The organism is Ruegeria profundi (assembly GCF_020171505.1).
Lineage (GTDB): Bacteria > Pseudomonadota > Alphaproteobacteria > Rhodobacterales > Rhodobacteraceae > Ruegeria > Ruegeria profundi.
In genome coordinates this window covers 942,706-958,282 of record NZ_JAIUZS010000001.1, presented here as the reverse complement: position 1 = coordinate 958,282, position 15,577 = coordinate 942,706, and the positions used below count along the sequence as shown (strand labels likewise).

Genomic DNA, 15,577 nt, shown 5'->3' with positions numbered 1-15,577 from the left:
AATAAGAAGCGAGTCTTGTGGGCGAATGGGGACATCTGGCGCATTTCCCAAACGGTCTGGACAAACACGATATTCCCGCGGCAAGTAGTCATGCCGCAAAAGATCGGGGTTGAAATGGACATAAGCAGCCTGGGTGACAGGATTTTGAAAGGCGAGCGTCGTGCGCTGGCCCGCGCAATCACTCTGGTCGAAAGTGGCCGAGAGGATCACAGGGCGCAGGCGACGGAATTGCTGACCCATTTGGCGAAATCCAATCGGCAATCGCTGCGTATCGGACTGTCGGGCACTCCGGGCGTTGGTAAATCCACCTTTATCGAGAGCTTTGGCATGATGCTAATCGAACAGGGCTTGCGAGTGGCAGTGCTGGCGGTTGATCCCAGTTCGACCCGCTCAGGTGGTTCCATTTTGGGTGACAAAACCCGGATGGAACGCTTGAGCCGTGAGAAAAACGCCTTTATCCGACCGTCCCCCAGCCAATCTCATTTGGGTGGTGTCGCAAGGCGCACGCGTGAGGCGATTGCCTTGTGCGAGGCGGCTGCTTTCGATGTGGTCCTGATTGAAACCGTCGGTGTTGGCCAGTCCGAGACCGTGGTGTCCGAAATGTCTGATTTATTCCTGTTGCTTCTGGCTCCCGCAGGCGGGGATGAGTTGCAGGGCGTCAAGCGCGGTATCATGGAAATGGCGGATATGATCCTGGTCAACAAGGCAGACGGGGATTTGAAAGCCACCGCGACCCGGACCTGCGCCGATTATGCCGGTGCCTTGCGCCTGTTGCGCAAGCGTCCGCAGGACCCAGAGGGTTTTCCCAAGGCCATGACCGTATCGGCGGTCGAGGAACACGGGTTAGAGAAGGCTTGGGCCGAGATGCAGTCCCTGGCCCAATCGCGTCGGGAAAGCGGCCATTGGGATGCCAATCGCGCCGCACAAGCGCAGTACTGGTTCGAGCAGGAAGTCCGTGCCGCTCTGTTGGCAAGGTTAGCGACCCCGCAGGCGCGGACCGAAATGGCCTATCTGGGTGCTCAGGTCCGCACCGGTGAATTAAGTCCTTCGGCGGCGGCCAAAACCATGCTGGCGTCTTTGCTGCCGCGTTAGGCGAAGCGCCACGCTGCACAGTTCCGATAAAAGTTTCGTCATTGACTTAAGATCGCAAGGAACCGTGCTATTTTACCGGTCTGAATGTGCTGGACCGGTTTTGATGCCCAGAATTGACGGGACAAATGGTGACGATGATATCGACGTCACGAATGACAACGGAACGCTGAACGGCGTACCGCAGGGCAGCCCAATCGACAATATTCGGGCGCGCGGCGGTGATGACGACATAGACATCACCAACAGTACTATCGCCGATAATGTCCTCGGAAATGCCGGGAATGATACTATCACCGTTACAAACAGTACGGTCGGCGGGCGAATTGCCAGCGGCTCGGATGCGGATACGGTCGATATCACAGGATCAACCGTCGGCTCCATTCGTCTAGGCGGTGGAAATGACACGCTGAATTTCAGCAGCACAACGGTTGACGGTGATATTCGCGGGGGCGGAGGCACAGACACGCTGAACCTGCCAGCCGGGACAGTTATCGACGACGTCGCCTTCGGCAGGATCAGCGTAGAGGACGGCGTTCGTTATTCAGTATCCAGTGGCACGTTTACTCTGCCCTCGGGCATTGTGGTTAACTATTCGGCCTTTGAAAACGGGGCGGGCGTTCCCTGCCTTGTCCGGGATACCGGTATCCTGACACAGAATGAGGTGCGACCAGTTCAAAGCCTGCGGATTGGCGAAATGATTTTAACTCTGGAGCATGGGGCTCAGCCGATCCGGTGGATCGGACGGCGCCGGTTTGACCGTGCCGCCTTGTTGGACAATCCGCGCCTATGGCCGGTTCGGATTCTGGCGGGGGCATTGGGCAGCGGGTTGCCCCGGCGCGACCTCTTGGTATCGCGTCAGCATCGGATGCTCGTGCGCTCGAAGATCGCAGAGCGGATGTTTGGGACAACCGAGGTTCTGATTCCCGCGATCAAACTGACCGCCCTGCCAGGCATATTCATCGATGATAGTGTGCAAAGCGTCGAATATTTTCACCTGCTCTTTGACTGCCACCAAGTTATCTTTGCCGAAGATGCACCGACCGAAAGCCTGTTTCTTGGTGAGGAAGCCCTGAAAACGCTTGGCTCGGACGCCATACAAGAGATATTCGAGATTTTCCCCGAGCTGCGCGACAAAAGGCTGATACTGAAGCCCGCCCGCCTTATTCCGCGTGCACAGCAGCAGAAGCGTTTGCTTCAGCGGCACCGCAGAAACAAAAAACCCTTGTTGCCAACCCCACGCCGAACCCTTGGCGATGTCCACGCAAAGATTTCGTGCGATCCATCTTGACCCCCTTGGCGATTCCCACTACACGCATCCAACCAGTTTTCGGGCGCGACTTCGGGTTGCGCCTCTTGTGATTTGGCCGCAGGTGTTTTACCCGGCCTCCAGAAACAAAGGAAGAAACCATGTCGCGCCGTTGCGAACTGACCGGAAAAGGCCCGATGACTGGCAACAATGTCAGCCATGCCAACAATAAAACCAAACGTCGTTTCCTGCCGAACCTGAACGATGTTACCTTGCAGTCGGAAACACTGAACCGTGGCGTCAAGCTGCGCATTTCGGCGGCTGCGCTGCGCTCGGTCGATCACCGCGGTGGTCTGGACGCGTTCCTGGCCAAAGCCAAGGATGAAGACCTGTCAGCAAACGCGCTGAAGGTGAAAAAGGAAATCGCGAAGGCGCAAGCCTCGGCCTAATTCCTTTTCAGACCGCGAAGAATTCGAACCCTGTACCGATTGGTGCAGGGTTTTTCTTTTCTCGTTGTTCCGCAATTGGAACAAAAAAACTCCGCTTGGTGATATTGTTCACATACATTGCGCTGTTTTTGGCTTATGTTTGTTCATATTCATCTGACGGAGTTCAGTCACATGTCATATAAAACTTCTGATTATTTCTCCCTGTTGGCTGCCTTTTTTGGCAAATCGGTTGGGACATGCTTTCGGATGCAACGGCAGGTGAACAGGTTGCATACGAGCCTGACCAAAGGGTCTGTCAAACGTCCACCTGCGGACAGTTGACACGATACCAAGTTCTGCGGGCTTTGGGCGCATCCGATTGTGCTTGAAGCTCGCTTTGTGTCGGGCCTATACCTAGCGCAAGATGAAACCCGTTCTGAACAGACTCTTGCCATTGTTGGTTTCTCTGCTTGTCATCTTGACGGGGCAGGGCGTGGCTGCGTCGCGCGGAATGGATGGCCCCGTGGGGCAGATGGTTCTGTGTACAAGTACAGGCCCGGTGGTGGTCTATATGGACGCCAGCGGTCAACCGACGCGACCTGCACATTTTTGCCCGGACTATGCCTTGGCTCTATTGGGCGCGATCGACGTTCCGGCGCTGGATTTACCGTTGGCGTCGAAGGTCACCCAGCCTGCTCCGCCGCGGAAGGCAGACAACTTGATTGCCTTGCCAGTCCCGAGAAAACCAGCGCGAGCACCCCCGGTTCTCCTTGGAAACCGTTTGTAATCTCAAAACTGAATCCAAATTAGGAGAGACGCGATGTCCCTCAAATCCAACCTGTTGGCCACGATGGCTGCGGTTACCCTTGCAACAACTGCATTTGCGGAAAGTACCATTGCAGTTGACGATGCCTACGCCCGGTCTTCGGGAAAAACGGCTAAGGCCGGCGCGGCTTTTATGATGATCCAAAACAGCGGTGAAACGGATGACCGGCTAATAGGCGCGAAATCGGATGCGGCTGCGCGTGTCGAGTTGCACACGCACAAGATTGATGACGCCGGCGTTGCCAAGATGATCGAAGTTGAAGAAGGCTTTGTCATTCCGGCTGGCGAAACTTTTATGCTGCAACGCGGTGGCGACCACTTGATGTTTATGGGCCTGACCGCACCTTTTGAGCAGGGCGCTAAGGTTCCCGTTACACTGATTTTTGAAAACGCCGGGGAAGTCGAAATAGAGATTCCGGTTGATCTTGATCGTAAAGACAAGGGCGGTCACGGGTCTCATTCCAACTAGGGCAACGCCTGTCTCCGGGCCGCTGCGCGGCCGTCATCCATGCGTCAGGCCGGGACATACCCGGCCTGCTGTCGTTTTCGCCGATCCGTTAGCGATTGACTACCCGCATGGCAACACGGTCATGGGCGCGTTTGAATCGTGCAGTCAGCCAGAACATTATTGCAGAAAACGCCAGTGCGCCGAAAGCGATGGCCCAACCCAGCGCGACCATGCCGCTGCCCGGCCAGAATATGAGAACCAGTCCGATCAGCAGCGCGATAATCCCCGAATTGCGGACCGATGGCGCGTCGGGGTGCTGATCCGACATTTGTCGCCATGCCATCAGCGAACCAACCCCGACAATGAGTGCCCAAGCGCCCAATAGGAAGAAGGTCAGGCGCGCCACGCCCTCAGGCCAGATCAACAGCACCAAACCAATCAGAAGCGCGCCGATACCGACCCCTCCGATCAGACCGCGCCGCCCAAAGCCCAGCAGCGTCAGGCTGCCATCCACGATCAGCACCAAGCCAACAAGGCGCAACAACATGGAAATACTGCCAGTTGGCCAGAACAGTGCTGCAATGCCCAGAAGCCCGGCCAAAATGCCACGCAGCAGGAACGTCCACCACAGCCCGGCAAGTTGATCGCCAAGGGCATCACGGTTGTCCAGGCTGCCCACCTCAAGGATTTCTTCGCGAGGGGAATTGGGATCGGTCATTGTACCCTCCTGACGTATCAGGGCTTCACTATAGGTTAAAATCTCACTTCGTGTCTGCCGTTATCTACGGCTGAGCAGACCCTCTACCCAGCGTGGGACCGTTTCCGTTGCTGGACCGAGTATGACATTGTCAAAGCTGGAAGCGCCAGACGAGGGGTCAAGGTTCAGTTCCACCGTGCGGGCGCCGGAGTGTTGGGCTTCGTGTACGAAGGCAGCGGCTGGGTAGACCTGACCCGAGGTACCAATGGCTGCAAATAGGGTCGCTTCGGCCAGGTGGTCATAGATTTCATCCATGAAATACGGCATCTCGCCAAACCAGACCACATCGGGGCGGGCTGCAGGCGCGGTGCAGGCTACGCAGGGCTCACCTACCATCATCTCGGGTGGAGCAGGCCATCGGTGACCGCAGGACGCACAAAGCGCACCGGCGAGTGTACCATGCATATGGATCACGCCTTGCGCACCGGCGGCTTCGTGCAGGCTGTCGACATTCTGGGTGACGAGTGTGACCTTGCCGTGGAAATCTTTTTGAAGGCGCGCCAGGGCCGCATGCGCCGCATTGGGTCGCGCCTTTGCGGCTTGTATGCGGCGAGCGTTGTAAAACTCATGGACAAGGGCAGGGTTGCGTGCGAACCCTTCGGGCGTGGCGACGTCCTCGATCCGGTGCTGTGACCACAACCCGCCTTCGTCGCGAAAGGTTCCTAATCCGCTTTCGGCGGAAATCCCGGCCCCGGTCAAAATGACGATCTTTTCCATCTTAGCCTCATGCGATAACCCTTGCCCATGACCCACCGTATCCTCTTTGTCTGCTTGGGCAATATCTGCCGTTCCCCCGCTGCCGAGGGCGCGTTCCGCGCACGTGCGCCGCATTGCATCACCGACAGTGCCGGGACCTCGGGATGGCATATTGGTGATCCGCCTTATGGGCCGATGCAGGCTGCAGCGCGTGCACGCGAAATTGACCTCAGCAACCTACGGGCACGGCAATTTGTGGCCGAGGATTTTGACAGTTTTGATCTGATCATAGGAATGGACGCAGATAACATCAGGAATATCGAGAAACTGCGGCCTGCCGGAAACGAAACGCCTGTGCGATTGCTTACAGATTTTGCGCCAGAGTTGGGTACGGATCATGTACCGGACCCCTATTACACGCGGGACTTTGACGGCGCTTTGGACTTGATCGAAGCCGCTGTTGCGGGACTTGACGCGTATCTTCGGCGCTAACCCATTACCCTGAGGCGATCCGCAAGCCACGGCAGTTGTGCCAGCGCCGGATCAACGACCTGGTTGCGCATCAAGCGGCGCATCATGCCGGCAACATCCTGCGGCACCTGATCAGACCAGTCGTTTCGCGTAAACAAGGAAATGGTGCGTGCGAAATCACCGAACGGGGCGGGGTGTGCCTCAAGCGCGTCGTGAAACCGTGTGGCCCGCATGTAGCCAAGCGGCGTGGTGATTGCCCAACCCAGCCCACGCGCCACCATCGCCATCAGGGCCAGATGCGAGCCGATCTCGAAACGTTCTTCGTAGTTGAGCTTGTGCCGAGCCAAGTGGGCCTCAATCTGCCGGCTGATAAGCTGTTCGCGGGCATAGCGCAGAAACGGCAATTCCTGTACCGCATCTGTTGCACCTTTCGGCGTTACCAGAATAAACGGATCCTGCACCAGCGGGTATTCGACCACGTCTTCGAGCACCTCACCGGAATGGGCCGAAACCACCAGATGTAGGCGCTGTGCCTCAAGCTCATCGAATAGGTCGAGGCTGGGCAGGGTGATCAGCTTGAACTTTGACCGGGTCAGGCTGTCGGCCAACAGCGTGGCCAGCCGTGGGGTCAGGTCATTGTCGAAGTCATCAATCAGCCCGATGGACAGCGTGGTGAGATGACCCAGATCCATCAAGGTCAGCTCGCTCTGGGCCATTTGAAGCTCGGCCAGAACTGCCTCGGCCCGGGCAAGAAAGCTGCGTCCGGCCTGGGTCAAACGCATCGGACGCCGACCGTGATCCACCAGGTCGGTGCCCAGAGCGTTTTCCAGATTGCGCAGTTGCTGCGACACCGACGGTTGGCTGAGCCCCGTGATCTCGGCCGCCTGTGCAACCGAGCCTGTCCGCGCCAAGGCCTCGAACACTTCGAGCCCGCGCAGGGTCAGCCCTTTCATAACCATCAGATATCCCTTTCGCTGCGCCTTTTCTGGGGTGCAGCGCGGGTCAGGTCAAGGTTTCAGAATAGGTCAGCTACAGATCGCCTGCGCCATCTGGCCAAAGTTCTGATACCGATCCCACAACGCATCGTCACGCGCCGTCCGCGACATCTTTAACTCTTGCGCCTGATGAGGGTCCTGAAACCATTTCGAGATGGTTTTCTGATCACTGCGCGTCAGCGCCTGATCTGCCACTCGCTGAATGCAATTGCACCGGTCGCGCGTTGCCTCTGCCCGGTCGGATGCAAGGCAAGCGCGTTTAATATTCGCCGCCTCAAGGGATTTTGGCGCCACAGCCAAGATAGACGTGGCACAAAGTGCGATCAGAAGGAACTTTGTCATGCTCATGCCTCGTTGTTTTGCCTACCCGGACGGGTCTTGCGCCCCTCTCGGTTTAGGCGGAAGTATGAATCAAACGGGGTGCCTGTTCAATGGCCAAGATCTCCCGTATCAAAAATACCGCTTCGCGTCTTGTAAGCGCTAATCTTGCCGTTTTTGTGGCTGCCGAGGCAAAGCCTGCAAGGTCGCTGAAGAACAAACTGTCCGGATTCGCAGCGCAGGACGCCGGAGAAGACAAAAGGCTTTCAGACGCCGCGCCATTTGCTTTGATCACAGCGTGCTGGTCCAGCAAAAGGTGATGATAGCACGCGGTTTTTTTGTCGGACAGCCATGCGGCGCCAGCGTCGACAAAACTTATGGCCGGGGCAAACACCTCTGACGAACCGAAATGCAATTCGGCCATGGCGTGTGTGATCAACAACCTATGTTGCTGCGACACTAGTAGCGGTGCAAAATTTGACAGCGTGCCACAGGGGATTTCGACCATTTTGAACCGCCCGGTCGCGATCACATTTTGCATTCCGACCCACCGCACGGGGACATACCCACTGTCTTGCGTCCAGACCTTATCGCCCGGTTTCAATTTTTCTATGCGGATCCGGCCTTGATCAGTGCGAATCCACGTGCCGCGGTCATAGCAGATCGGTGTGACGTAATCGGCTGCTTGGAAACTTGGCCCTTCCTGCGTATCGACCACAGTCAGCTTCACGCCGGCTGGCGGGAAATCGCCGGGGCCGCCGATAAATGCGATGCCTTCGACGGTTGCGTAGGACAGGTTCGAGTTGTTTACGTTGAACGCCACGGCCTGCCATGTGTTGGTACCATCGGTCAGCGTGATGCCATATTCGGCCTCGACCCGGGTGCCATCGTTGAACAGAACGCCGTCGATCGTCTGATCACCGTCCAGACGTTGGTTCCCGTCATTGTCGGCAAATCTATTATCGTTGCCGTTATCTCTGATAAAAACCTCGGTCGCAGACCGCGAGTCGATCGTGATTGTTTCACCAATCAGATGAACCCCGGTCCCCTGATTGAGACCGTCGAGCCCCTGTGGAACCGAGACCGAGAGTTGGCTTTCTCCCAGTATGAAAATGGAATATCTCGCCATAAACTACACTGCTCTTGAATTGGTGTTTTGCTCTCTTGCTAGCAAAATCACCTCTTGACCTCAATTTTAGGTGAACGGCACAGGTGTAACTGTTGCAAATGGCAAACGAACGTGGCGCTTCGCCGCTTGACGGGGCCTCATTCTGCGGACATATCCCACTGCATGACAGACCTTGCTCATATCCGTAATTTCTCCATCGTCGCGCATATCGACCATGGCAAATCCACCCTTGCCGACCGGCTCATCCAAGAGACCGGGACGGTGCAGGATCGTGACATGAAGGAACAGCTGCTCGACAGCATGGATATCGAGCGTGAGCGTGGCATTACCATCAAAGCCAACACGGTCCGTATCGACTATACCGCTGATAACGGCGAGAAGTACGTGCTGAACCTGATCGACACCCCCGGTCACGTGGACTTTGCCTATGAGGTCAGCCGCTCCATGCGCGCGGTTGAAGGCTCCCTGCTGGTTGTGGACTCGACCCAAGGGGTCGAGGCGCAGACGCTGGCGAATGTCTATCAAGCTATCGATGCGGATCATGAGATCGTACCGGTGCTGAACAAGATCGACTTGCCCGCGTCCGATTGTGACCGTGTCGCCGAACAGATCGAGGATGTGATCGGCATCGACGCGACCGACGCCATTCAGGTTTCCGCCAAGACGGGGCAGGGCATCCACGAAACTCTCGAAGCTATCGTGAAACAACTGCCTGCACCGCAGGGCAATCTTGACGCGCCGCTCAAGGCGATGCTGGTCGACTCGTGGTACGACGCCTATCTCGGCGTCATCGTTCTGGTCCGCATCATGGACGGCACGCTGAAAAAGGGTATGCGGGTCAAGTTCATGTCGAACGGCACCCTGCACCATGTCGACCGCGTCGGCGTTTTCCGCCCCGCAATGGAGATGGTCGACAGCCTTGGCCCTGGTGAGATTGGTTTCCTGACGGCCTCCATCAAACAGGTCCGCGACACCCGCGTCGGTGACACCATCACCAATGACCGCAACGGAACCGATAAGGCTCTGCCCGGCTTCAAGCCTGCGCAGCCAGTGGTGTTCTGCGGTCTATTCCCCGTCGATTCAGCCGAATTCGAAGACCTGCGCGACGCGATCGACAAACTGGCGCTGAACGACGCCAGCTTCAGCTTTGAAATGGAAACCTCGGCCGCGCTGGGCTTTGGCTTCCGCTGTGGATTCCTGGGCCTTCTGCACCTTGAGGTCATCCGTGACCGTATCGAGCGCGAATATGATATCGAGCTTATCACCACAGCGCCGTCGGTGATCTACCACGTCTTCATGAAAGACGGTGAGATGATCGAACTACACAACCCCGCCGACATGCCGGACCTCAGCAAGGTCGACCACCTTGAGGAGCCGCGCATCAAGGCAACCATTCTTGTTCCGGATGAATACCTCGGCGACGTGCTGAAACTCTGTCAGGACCGCCGCGGCATCCAGATGGATCTGACCTATGCGGGTCAACGCGCCATGGTCGTCTATGACCTGCCCCTGAACGAGGTCGTCTTCGACTTCTACGACCGCCTCAAATCGGTGACCAAGGGCTATGCCAGCTTCGACTATCAGATGACCGGGTACCGTGAGGACGCGCTGGTCAAGATGTCGATCCTTGTCAACGACGAACCCGTCGACGCGCTATCCACCATGGTCCACCGCGACCGGGCCGAGATGCGGGGCCGGGCGATGTGCGAAAAGCTCAAGGACCTGATCCCGCGCCATATGTTCAAAATCCCGATCCAGGCCGCCATCGGAGGCAAGGTCATCGCCCGCGAAACCCTCTCGGCCCTGCGCAAGGACGTGACCGCCAAATGCTACGGAGGCGACGCCACACGGAAACGTAAACTGCTGGACAAGCAGAAGGCGGGTAAAAAGAAGATGCGTCAGTTTGGAAAGGTTGATATCCCGCAGGAAGCTTTCATCTCTGCGTTGAAAATGGATAGTTGATTGATAAGGTATTCACCATTGATTTGGTGGATACGCTAATGCCCAAAAAGTATACGCTGCTTATCGATGAAAGCGGCGATCAAGGCTTAGATCGAGTAATGACGCACGAGACGCCATTCGGTGCGTCTTCGTATTTGACTATGGGTGCAGCGCTCGTCCCAACTTCATACATGGACGACTATCGTAGACTCATTTTCAATATCCGAAATTTTCTGGACGTTTCAGAGCTTCACTGCGCGAACATGAACCACGCGCAAGTGAGCTATTTTGCACGCGAAATCTCTAAACTGCGAGTTTTGAACTTTGGAGTAGTCTCGAAAAAATCTACTTTGGGCTCCTACAAGACATTGATCGCTGGGGAGGATCAAGCTCAAGACTTCTACAATAAATGCGCTCAGTATCTGTTTGAGCTAGTCGGTCACTACATAGGGTTACAAAATTGGGCGGCTTCTGACGTCGCAATTGTATTCGAGAAAAAACGCGGCCATGATTATGCTCGGTTGTATCGATATCTGAACAAAATTGGTGAAAAGCCAATTGATCCGAGAGCAGCTAAGCTTTTGCACTTATTGCCAAATGTAATAGATGCAAGATCAAAGGAAGACGAACCTCTTTTGGCTATAGCGGATTGCATAGCTTATTCACTTCACAAAGCTTTTTGTTCCGAGAATAACAAACTGAAATTGACGGAACAGCGATACCTACGTGAGCTGAAGCCGAAGTTTAGTCGTTGCGAACGCACAGGTCAGATCGCTAACCATGGTATCAAGTTCATCAAAGGACCTGTTGCCATGGGATTGAAGGGTCCAGATTTAAAGTTCGCGCAGAAATTTTACGAAAAGCCAATGGAGATAGCTAAGGGCTAGCCCTGCATTTTTTTTCAGTTTGCCATGTCCTTTTAAACACTGAGGAATTTCAATCTTCTCAGCAGCAGTCCCGGACCGCGTCATGCTGAAAGCATGTCTCAGGCATGAAACACCTCCGTCAAACCAAAGGTTTGCCTCCCCTAAAACAACCAACCCACCTAACAACCCAATGGGCCATTCATGAAGTTTCCCTTACGTAACTTGCAGTCTCCCCAAGCCACCCCAATCTCGTAGTCACAGGTTTCACGTAGCCTGCGGATCGGGTTGTCCTACAGAACCGGCCCGTCCGACAGGTGAACCGAAGCGTTTCCGGCCCGTCCGGTCTGTAGGGGTACTGGCTGCGGCAGGTCGCGGCGCGTAATAGGTAATCCCGACCGGGTCGGAGCGCTTCTCATCAACGGACACCTTAACTCGGCTGTGTGTTGTCTTGCTGAAACGCCGTCCGATCTTGCCCCGCTTGCTCAACGCGCCATTGATGACGGTCTCTGGCAATGTGATTCGAGGGAAATGGGGCTTGAGGCTCTAAGAATGCCTCCGATTTTACTGCTCTAGCCACTCAATGACCTTCGCACCTGCAGAAAGCACGCGAAAATTGGGAGTTTTCGGCTAAATTGACTTATCCACCAGTAAAGCTGCACTGCAGCAAGATTTCCCGGGTTATCCACAAAGCTCTCCAGCCGGATATCAACATCTTATCCCCGTCAAATTTTCATGCTGCAGTGCTATTTTCTTGTCGGACACTCAGACCAATGCAACAGTCATTCCATCGCAACGGTTCTCAGGAACTTGAGCGGAGCGCAAAGGCCAGGGGGTCGCAGCGGTGAAAGAGAGTTCTAGGACTTTTCCTTTCACAGCAGGGACTTACCGGTGGGTGATTGGCTGGGTCGGAGTTACCTTCGGATCAGGTGGTCATCTTCTCAGACGGCCGGCGCGTGCTGTGAAGCGCCGCTTGGTGCTAAGCAGCGGTTTCGGCCCTTTCCGGGGCTGAGGCAACCGGTTCGGAACGTCCCCCGGACGTACCGATCCACTAAGGCGTCAGGAGTGTCCGCAAGGATACATGCATGGACCGCGTCTGCGCACCTGACGCCTTTTCCTTTACGCGTCTTAGAAGAACAAGCAGGGCACCACTCTATCCCTTGTTATACAAGGGAACGGGGTTCTTGTGATGCCACAAGAACCCCGTCGACGTGTCAGAAATGCAATGCCGCGTCTATGCACCTGTACGACTGTACTTACAGTGTATCGGTGTCGATTTCAACTACATCTTGGGCGCGGGGCCCATAGAGTCACAGATTGTAGGGTGCGGTCTACAGGCTTTGCTGAACGTCCGTGGCCGCATTCTGGATCGCGTCGCCAGCTTTCTCAATATCTTTGCCAGCGCCTTTTGCCGTTTCGCAGGCGGTAAGGGTAAACAAGGCAAGCCCCAACAGAATCGCACGGATCATCGGTGTCTCCATTTGTGTCAGTCGAATGCTGCGTAACAGGTTTCCCAGCGTGGAACCAGACCATACGGCGCAGCCTCTGTTGAACCCGGCAAGTCGCACAAACACCGGGTACGGAACTGTTATTTGGCAGAAAACGAGTAGAATGCGCCGCAAGAGATGACAGGCGCGCTATTCCTCGCCATTGAATAGGTCATAGACGAGTGCAAGCAAGCGGCGCGGGCGGTCATCTGCAAGGCGATAGTAAATTGCCTTGCCCTCCCGTCGCGGTACAACAAGCCCCTCAAGCCGCAAACGTGACAGTTGCTGCGACACGGCGGCCTGTCGGGCTGACAACAGCTCTTCCAATTCGGTTACGGATTTTTCACCCGACACCAGATGGCACAGGATCATCAACCGGCCCTCGTGGCTGATGGCCTTCAGGAAATTTGCCGCGTGGGCGGCGTGGGAGACCATCTTGTCGAAAGCTTCGGGCGTTGCATCCTGCGATACTTGGGTAAGGGCCATTGGTTATTTCCTTGTTTGCCCCAGGAGCGGGGTAGTTTGTGAGTGGTTTCGGAGCTTTTGAATAGAACCCTAGCTATATAGTCTGGCTGTGCATTTCTACATGCACGGATCAAAATGGTGTGATGTGAAGGTGTTAATATGTGATTAACTCTTTTCACCCGGGTCCTCGCCAACGCCTGTTTTGCTGTCGTATCGCCGCGGTAGTGGATGAAGTATCGTGGCCCCCTTGCAGCCCCCCGATGGCGACACTAAGACTCGGGTAACGTTTTTTTGGGTAGTGTCCCAATCCATAGCAAACAGGCAGGTTCATAATGTTCGATCCAGTTGACACCTACATGAATACGCTCGTCCCCATGGTGGTCGAACAGACCAGCCGGGGCGAACGCGCATACGACATTTTCTCGCGCCTTTTGAAAGAGCGGATCATTTTCATCAATGGTCCGATCCACGACGGGATGAGCCATCTGGTGGTCGCTCAGCTTTTGCATCTTGAGGCGGAAAACCCCAGCAAGGAAATCTCGATCTACATCAACTCGCCCGGTGGTGTTGTAACCAGCGGTTTGTCGATCTACGACACAATGCAGTACATCAAGCCGAAATGTTCGACATTGGTTATCGGTCAGGCGGCTTCGATGGGGTCCGTTCTGCTGGCCGGTGGCGAGAAGGGGATGCGGTTTTCTCTGCCTAACAGCCGGATCATGGTTCATCAGCCCAGCGGCGGATATCAGGGTCAGGCCAGCGATATCATGATCCATGCGGCCGAGACGCAGAAACTGAAAGATCGCCTTTACGACATTTATGTACGTCACACGGGGCAGACCAAAAAGGCGGTTGAAAAGGCGCTGGATCGCGACAATTTCATGAGCCCGGAAGAGGCGAAAGATTGGGGTCATATCGACGAGATTGTCGAAAATCGCGCCAAAATGGACGGCGAGGACTCCTGAACTCACACCCGCGCGTCGGTAGCGCGGGTAACATTTTGAGATTGTAGCCGTCTCGGTGCTGGCCTAAGCTGCACCATAAGACAATAAGCGCGGCCGGATGACGGCCGCAGGGAAGAAGCCCGAAAGGTAGAACATGGCGACGAATTCAGGCGGTGACGGCAAGAACACGCTCTACTGTAGCTTCTGCGGCAAGAGCCAGCATGAGGTGCGCAAGCTGATTGCCGGACCGACCGTGTTTATCTGCGATGAATGCGTCGAACTTTGCATGGATATCATCCGCGAGGAAACCAAGGCCAGCGGACTGAAATCCTCGGATGGTGTTCCGACGCCAAAAGACATATGCGAGGTTTTGGACGATTACGTAATCGGTCAGGCCACTGCCAAGCGCGTTCTGTCGGTTGCGGTTCACAACCATTACAAGCGCCTCAATCATGCTCAGAAAGCGGGCAGCGATATCGAGTTGGCAAAATCCAACATCCTGCTGATCGGCCCGACGGGGTGCGGCAAGACCCTGCTGGCACAAACGCTGGCGCGGATTTTGGATGTTCCGTTCACCATGGCGGACGCGACGACGCTGACAGAAGCCGGCTATGTGGGTGAGGATGTTGAGAACATCATTCTCAAACTTTTGCAGGCCAGCGAATACAATGTTGAGCGCGCGCAGCGCGGTATCGTCTATATCGACGAGGTCGACAAGATCACGCGCAAGTCTGAAAACCCTTCGATCACGCGCGATGTGTCAGGTGAGGGTGTGCAACAGGCGCTGCTTAAGCTGATGGAGGGCACCGTGGCCAGCGTACCGCCGCAAGGTGGGCGTAAGCATCCGCAGCAAGAATTTCTGCAAGTGGACACCACGAACATCCTGTTCATCTGTGGAGGAGCGTTTGCTGGGCTTGACAAAATTATCGCGCAGCGTGGCAAAGGCTCGGCAATGGGATTTGGTGCTGATGTGCGTGACAATGACGAACGCGGCGTAGGCGAGATCTTCCAGGATCTGGAGCCTGAAGACCTGTTGAAATTCGGATTGATCCCTGAATTCGTCGGTCGTCTGCCGGTGTTGGCAACGCTTGAAGATTTGGACGAAGATGCGCTTGTCACGATCCTGACTAAGCCCAAAAACGCCTTGGTCAAGCAATACCAGCGGTTGTTTGAGTTGGAAGATGTTGAGCTGGCCTTCACGGATGATGCGTTGAAGTCGATCGCCAAGAAGGCCATCGAACGCAAAACCGGAGCGCGTGGCCTACGCTCGATCCTCGAAGACATCCTGTTGGATACGATGTTCGAACTGCCTGGCATGAAGAATGTGACCGAAGTTGTGGTCAACGAAGAGGCAGTGTCGTCCGACAAGCAGCCGTTGATCATTTACGCGGATGCAGCGGAGTCGGCCTCGGCGGGATAAGTCCTTAACGGTAAATCAGAGATGGCGCGGCAAAGACCGCGCCTTTTTCATG

The 15,577-nt window shown here is 55.6% G+C and carries 17 protein-coding genes; 9 read left to right on the top strand and 8 right to left on the bottom strand.

What is annotated here, in order from left to right; all coding sequences use genetic code 11:
- Nucleotides 1-114 precede the first annotated feature (114 nt).
- The 4 genes from meaB (at nt 115) to LCM21_RS04630 (ending at nt 4,060) form a co-directional block, all read left to right on the top strand.
- Nucleotides 115-1,092 carry a methylmalonyl Co-A mutase-associated GTPase MeaB gene (gene meaB, locus LCM21_RS04645; protein ID WP_224889525.1) on the top strand — a complete coding sequence of 326 codons (978 nt, stop codon included), beginning with the start codon at nt 115-117 and terminating at the stop codon, nt 1,090-1,092.
- Nucleotides 1,093-1,195: 103 nt separating this feature from the next.
- Nucleotides 1,196-2,380: a Hint domain-containing protein gene (locus LCM21_RS04640; RefSeq protein WP_224889524.1), complete on the top strand. Its 1,185-nt coding sequence runs from the start codon at nt 1,196-1,198 to the stop codon at nt 2,378-2,380.
- A gap of 119 nt (nt 2,381-2,499) precedes the next feature.
- Nucleotides 2,500-2,787, top strand: coding sequence for a 50S ribosomal protein L28 (rpmB, locus tag LCM21_RS04635; RefSeq protein WP_068337516.1), 288 nt, complete (start codon nt 2,500-2,502; stop codon nt 2,785-2,787).
- Between the two features lie 799 nt (nt 2,788-3,586).
- Complete coding sequence (locus LCM21_RS04630) at nt 3,587-4,060, top strand: copper chaperone PCu(A)C (RefSeq protein ID WP_224889523.1); 474 nt, start codon at nt 3,587-3,589, stop codon at nt 4,058-4,060.
- A gap of 88 nt (nt 4,061-4,148) precedes the next feature.
- On the opposite strand, the gene LCM21_RS04625 is transcribed toward LCM21_RS04630, so the two are convergent.
- Both LCM21_RS04625 and LCM21_RS04620 read right to left on the bottom strand, forming a co-directional pair.
- Nucleotides 4,149-4,757, bottom strand: coding sequence for an HdeD family acid-resistance protein (locus LCM21_RS04625; RefSeq protein ID WP_224889522.1), 609 nt, complete (start codon nt 4,755-4,757; stop codon nt 4,149-4,151).
- A 60-nt stretch (nt 4,758-4,817) separates the two neighbouring features.
- Nucleotides 4,818-5,513, bottom strand: coding sequence for an NAD-dependent deacylase (locus LCM21_RS04620; RefSeq protein ID WP_224889521.1), 696 nt, complete (start codon nt 5,511-5,513; stop codon nt 4,818-4,820).
- A gap of 27 nt (nt 5,514-5,540) precedes the next feature.
- Between LCM21_RS04620 and LCM21_RS04615 the strand changes: the two genes are divergently transcribed.
- On the top strand, nt 5,541-5,984 hold the full coding sequence (locus LCM21_RS04615; protein WP_224889520.1) for a low molecular weight protein-tyrosine-phosphatase: 444 nt from the start codon (nt 5,541-5,543) through the stop codon (nt 5,982-5,984).
- Here the strand turns inward: LCM21_RS04615 and LCM21_RS04610 are convergent.
- The 3 genes from LCM21_RS04610 to LCM21_RS04600 form a co-directional block, all read right to left on the bottom strand.
- Nucleotides 5,981-6,922, bottom strand: a complete 942-nt coding sequence (locus LCM21_RS04610; protein ID WP_224889519.1) for a LysR family transcriptional regulator — start codon at nt 6,920-6,922, stop codon at nt 5,981-5,983. The genes LCM21_RS04615 and LCM21_RS04610 overlap by 4 nt on opposite strands.
- 66 nt (nt 6,923-6,988) lie before the next feature.
- Nucleotides 6,989-7,300: a hypothetical protein gene (locus LCM21_RS04605; RefSeq protein ID WP_068337868.1), complete on the bottom strand. Its 312-nt coding sequence runs from the start codon at nt 7,298-7,300 to the stop codon at nt 6,989-6,991.
- A 52-nt stretch (nt 7,301-7,352) separates the two neighbouring features.
- Nucleotides 7,353-8,405 carry a Hint domain-containing protein gene (locus LCM21_RS04600; protein ID WP_224889518.1) on the bottom strand — a complete coding sequence of 351 codons (1,053 nt, stop codon included), beginning with the start codon at nt 8,403-8,405 and terminating at the stop codon, nt 7,353-7,355.
- 162 nt (nt 8,406-8,567) lie between these two features.
- Here LCM21_RS04600 and lepA point away from each other — a divergent pair, with 162 nt between their 5' ends.
- Both lepA and LCM21_RS04590 read left to right on the top strand, forming a co-directional pair.
- Nucleotides 8,568-10,367: a translation elongation factor 4 gene (lepA, locus tag LCM21_RS04595; RefSeq protein ID WP_224889517.1), complete on the top strand. Its 1,800-nt coding sequence runs from the start codon at nt 8,568-8,570 to the stop codon at nt 10,365-10,367.
- Nucleotides 10,368-10,405: 38 nt separating this feature from the next.
- Complete coding sequence (locus LCM21_RS04590) at nt 10,406-11,233, top strand: DUF3800 domain-containing protein (protein ID WP_224889516.1); 828 nt, start codon at nt 10,406-10,408, stop codon at nt 11,231-11,233.
- Nucleotides 11,234-11,502: 269 nt separating this feature from the next.
- Here LCM21_RS04590 and LCM21_RS20695 read toward each other — a convergent pair whose 3' ends face one another.
- From LCM21_RS20695 to LCM21_RS04580, 3 genes are all read right to left on the bottom strand, one after another.
- On the bottom strand, nt 11,503-11,628 hold the full coding sequence (locus LCM21_RS20695; protein WP_263618877.1) for a hypothetical protein: 126 nt from the start codon (nt 11,626-11,628) through the stop codon (nt 11,503-11,505).
- A gap of 912 nt (nt 11,629-12,540) precedes the next feature.
- Nucleotides 12,541-12,678 carry an entericidin A/B family lipoprotein gene (locus LCM21_RS04585; protein WP_082677497.1) on the bottom strand — a complete coding sequence of 46 codons (138 nt, stop codon included), beginning with the start codon at nt 12,676-12,678 and terminating at the stop codon, nt 12,541-12,543.
- A gap of 168 nt (nt 12,679-12,846) precedes the next feature.
- Entirely contained in the window at nt 12,847-13,182 is a 336-nt protein-coding gene (locus LCM21_RS04580; protein ID WP_224889515.1) for an ArsR/SmtB family transcription factor, read from the bottom strand.
- Nucleotides 13,183-13,493: 311 nt separating this feature from the next.
- On the opposite strand from LCM21_RS04580, the gene LCM21_RS04575 reads away from it, so the two are divergent.
- Nucleotides 13,494-14,126 carry an ATP-dependent Clp protease proteolytic subunit gene (locus LCM21_RS04575; RefSeq protein WP_068337496.1) on the top strand — a complete coding sequence of 211 codons (633 nt, stop codon included), beginning with the start codon at nt 13,494-13,496 and terminating at the stop codon, nt 14,124-14,126.
- Nucleotides 14,127-14,259: 133 nt separating this feature from the next.
- Nucleotides 14,260-15,525 carry an ATP-dependent Clp protease ATP-binding subunit ClpX gene (gene clpX, locus LCM21_RS04570; RefSeq protein ID WP_068337494.1) on the top strand — a complete coding sequence of 422 codons (1,266 nt, stop codon included), beginning with the start codon at nt 14,260-14,262 and terminating at the stop codon, nt 15,523-15,525.
- Nucleotides 15,526-15,577: the final 52 nt, after the last annotated feature.

Excerpts from the sequence above, each read along its gene's own strand:
- clpX (WP_068337494.1), top strand. The coding sequence starts at position 14,260 with ATGGCGACGAATTCAGGCGGTGACGGCAAGAACACGCTCTACTGTAGC.
- meaB (WP_224889525.1), top strand. The coding sequence starts at position 115 with ATGGACATAAGCAGCCTGGGTGACAGGATTTTGAAAGGCGAGCGTCGT.
- LCM21_RS04590 (WP_224889516.1), top strand. The coding sequence starts at position 10,406 with ATGCCCAAAAAGTATACGCTGCTTATCGATGAAAGCGGCGATCAAGGC.
- LCM21_RS04585 (WP_082677497.1), bottom strand. The coding sequence starts at position 12,678 with ATGATCCGTGCGATTCTGTTGGGGCTTGCCTTGTTTACCCTTACCGCC.
- LCM21_RS04625 (WP_224889522.1), bottom strand. The coding sequence starts at position 4,757 with ATGACCGATCCCAATTCCCCTCGCGAAGAAATCCTTGAGGTGGGCAGC.
- LCM21_RS04630 (WP_224889523.1), top strand. The coding sequence starts at position 3,587 with ATGTCCCTCAAATCCAACCTGTTGGCCACGATGGCTGCGGTTACCCTT.
- LCM21_RS04610 (WP_224889519.1), bottom strand. The coding sequence starts at position 6,922 with ATGGTTATGAAAGGGCTGACCCTGCGCGGGCTCGAAGTGTTCGAGGCC.
- LCM21_RS04620 (WP_224889521.1), bottom strand. The coding sequence starts at position 5,513 with ATGGAAAAGATCGTCATTTTGACCGGGGCCGGGATTTCCGCCGAAAGC.
- lepA (WP_224889517.1), top strand. The coding sequence starts at position 8,568 with ATGACAGACCTTGCTCATATCCGTAATTTCTCCATCGTCGCGCATATC.
- LCM21_RS20695 (WP_263618877.1), bottom strand. The coding sequence starts at position 11,628 with ATGAGAAGCGCTCCGACCCGGTCGGGATTACCTATTACGCGCCGCGAC.
- LCM21_RS04580 (WP_224889515.1), bottom strand. The coding sequence starts at position 13,182 with ATGGCCCTTACCCAAGTATCGCAGGATGCAACGCCCGAAGCTTTCGAC.
- LCM21_RS04600 (WP_224889518.1), bottom strand. The coding sequence starts at position 8,405 with ATGGCGAGATATTCCATTTTCATACTGGGAGAAAGCCAACTCTCGGTC.
- LCM21_RS04605 (WP_068337868.1), bottom strand. The coding sequence starts at position 7,300 with ATGACAAAGTTCCTTCTGATCGCACTTTGTGCCACGTCTATCTTGGCT.
- LCM21_RS04615 (WP_224889520.1), top strand. The coding sequence starts at position 5,541 with ATGACCCACCGTATCCTCTTTGTCTGCTTGGGCAATATCTGCCGTTCC.
- LCM21_RS04575 (WP_068337496.1), top strand. The coding sequence starts at position 13,494 with ATGTTCGATCCAGTTGACACCTACATGAATACGCTCGTCCCCATGGTG.
- rpmB (WP_068337516.1), top strand. The coding sequence starts at position 2,500 with ATGTCGCGCCGTTGCGAACTGACCGGAAAAGGCCCGATGACTGGCAAC.
- LCM21_RS04640 (WP_224889524.1), top strand. The coding sequence starts at position 1,196 with ATGCCCAGAATTGACGGGACAAATGGTGACGATGATATCGACGTCACG.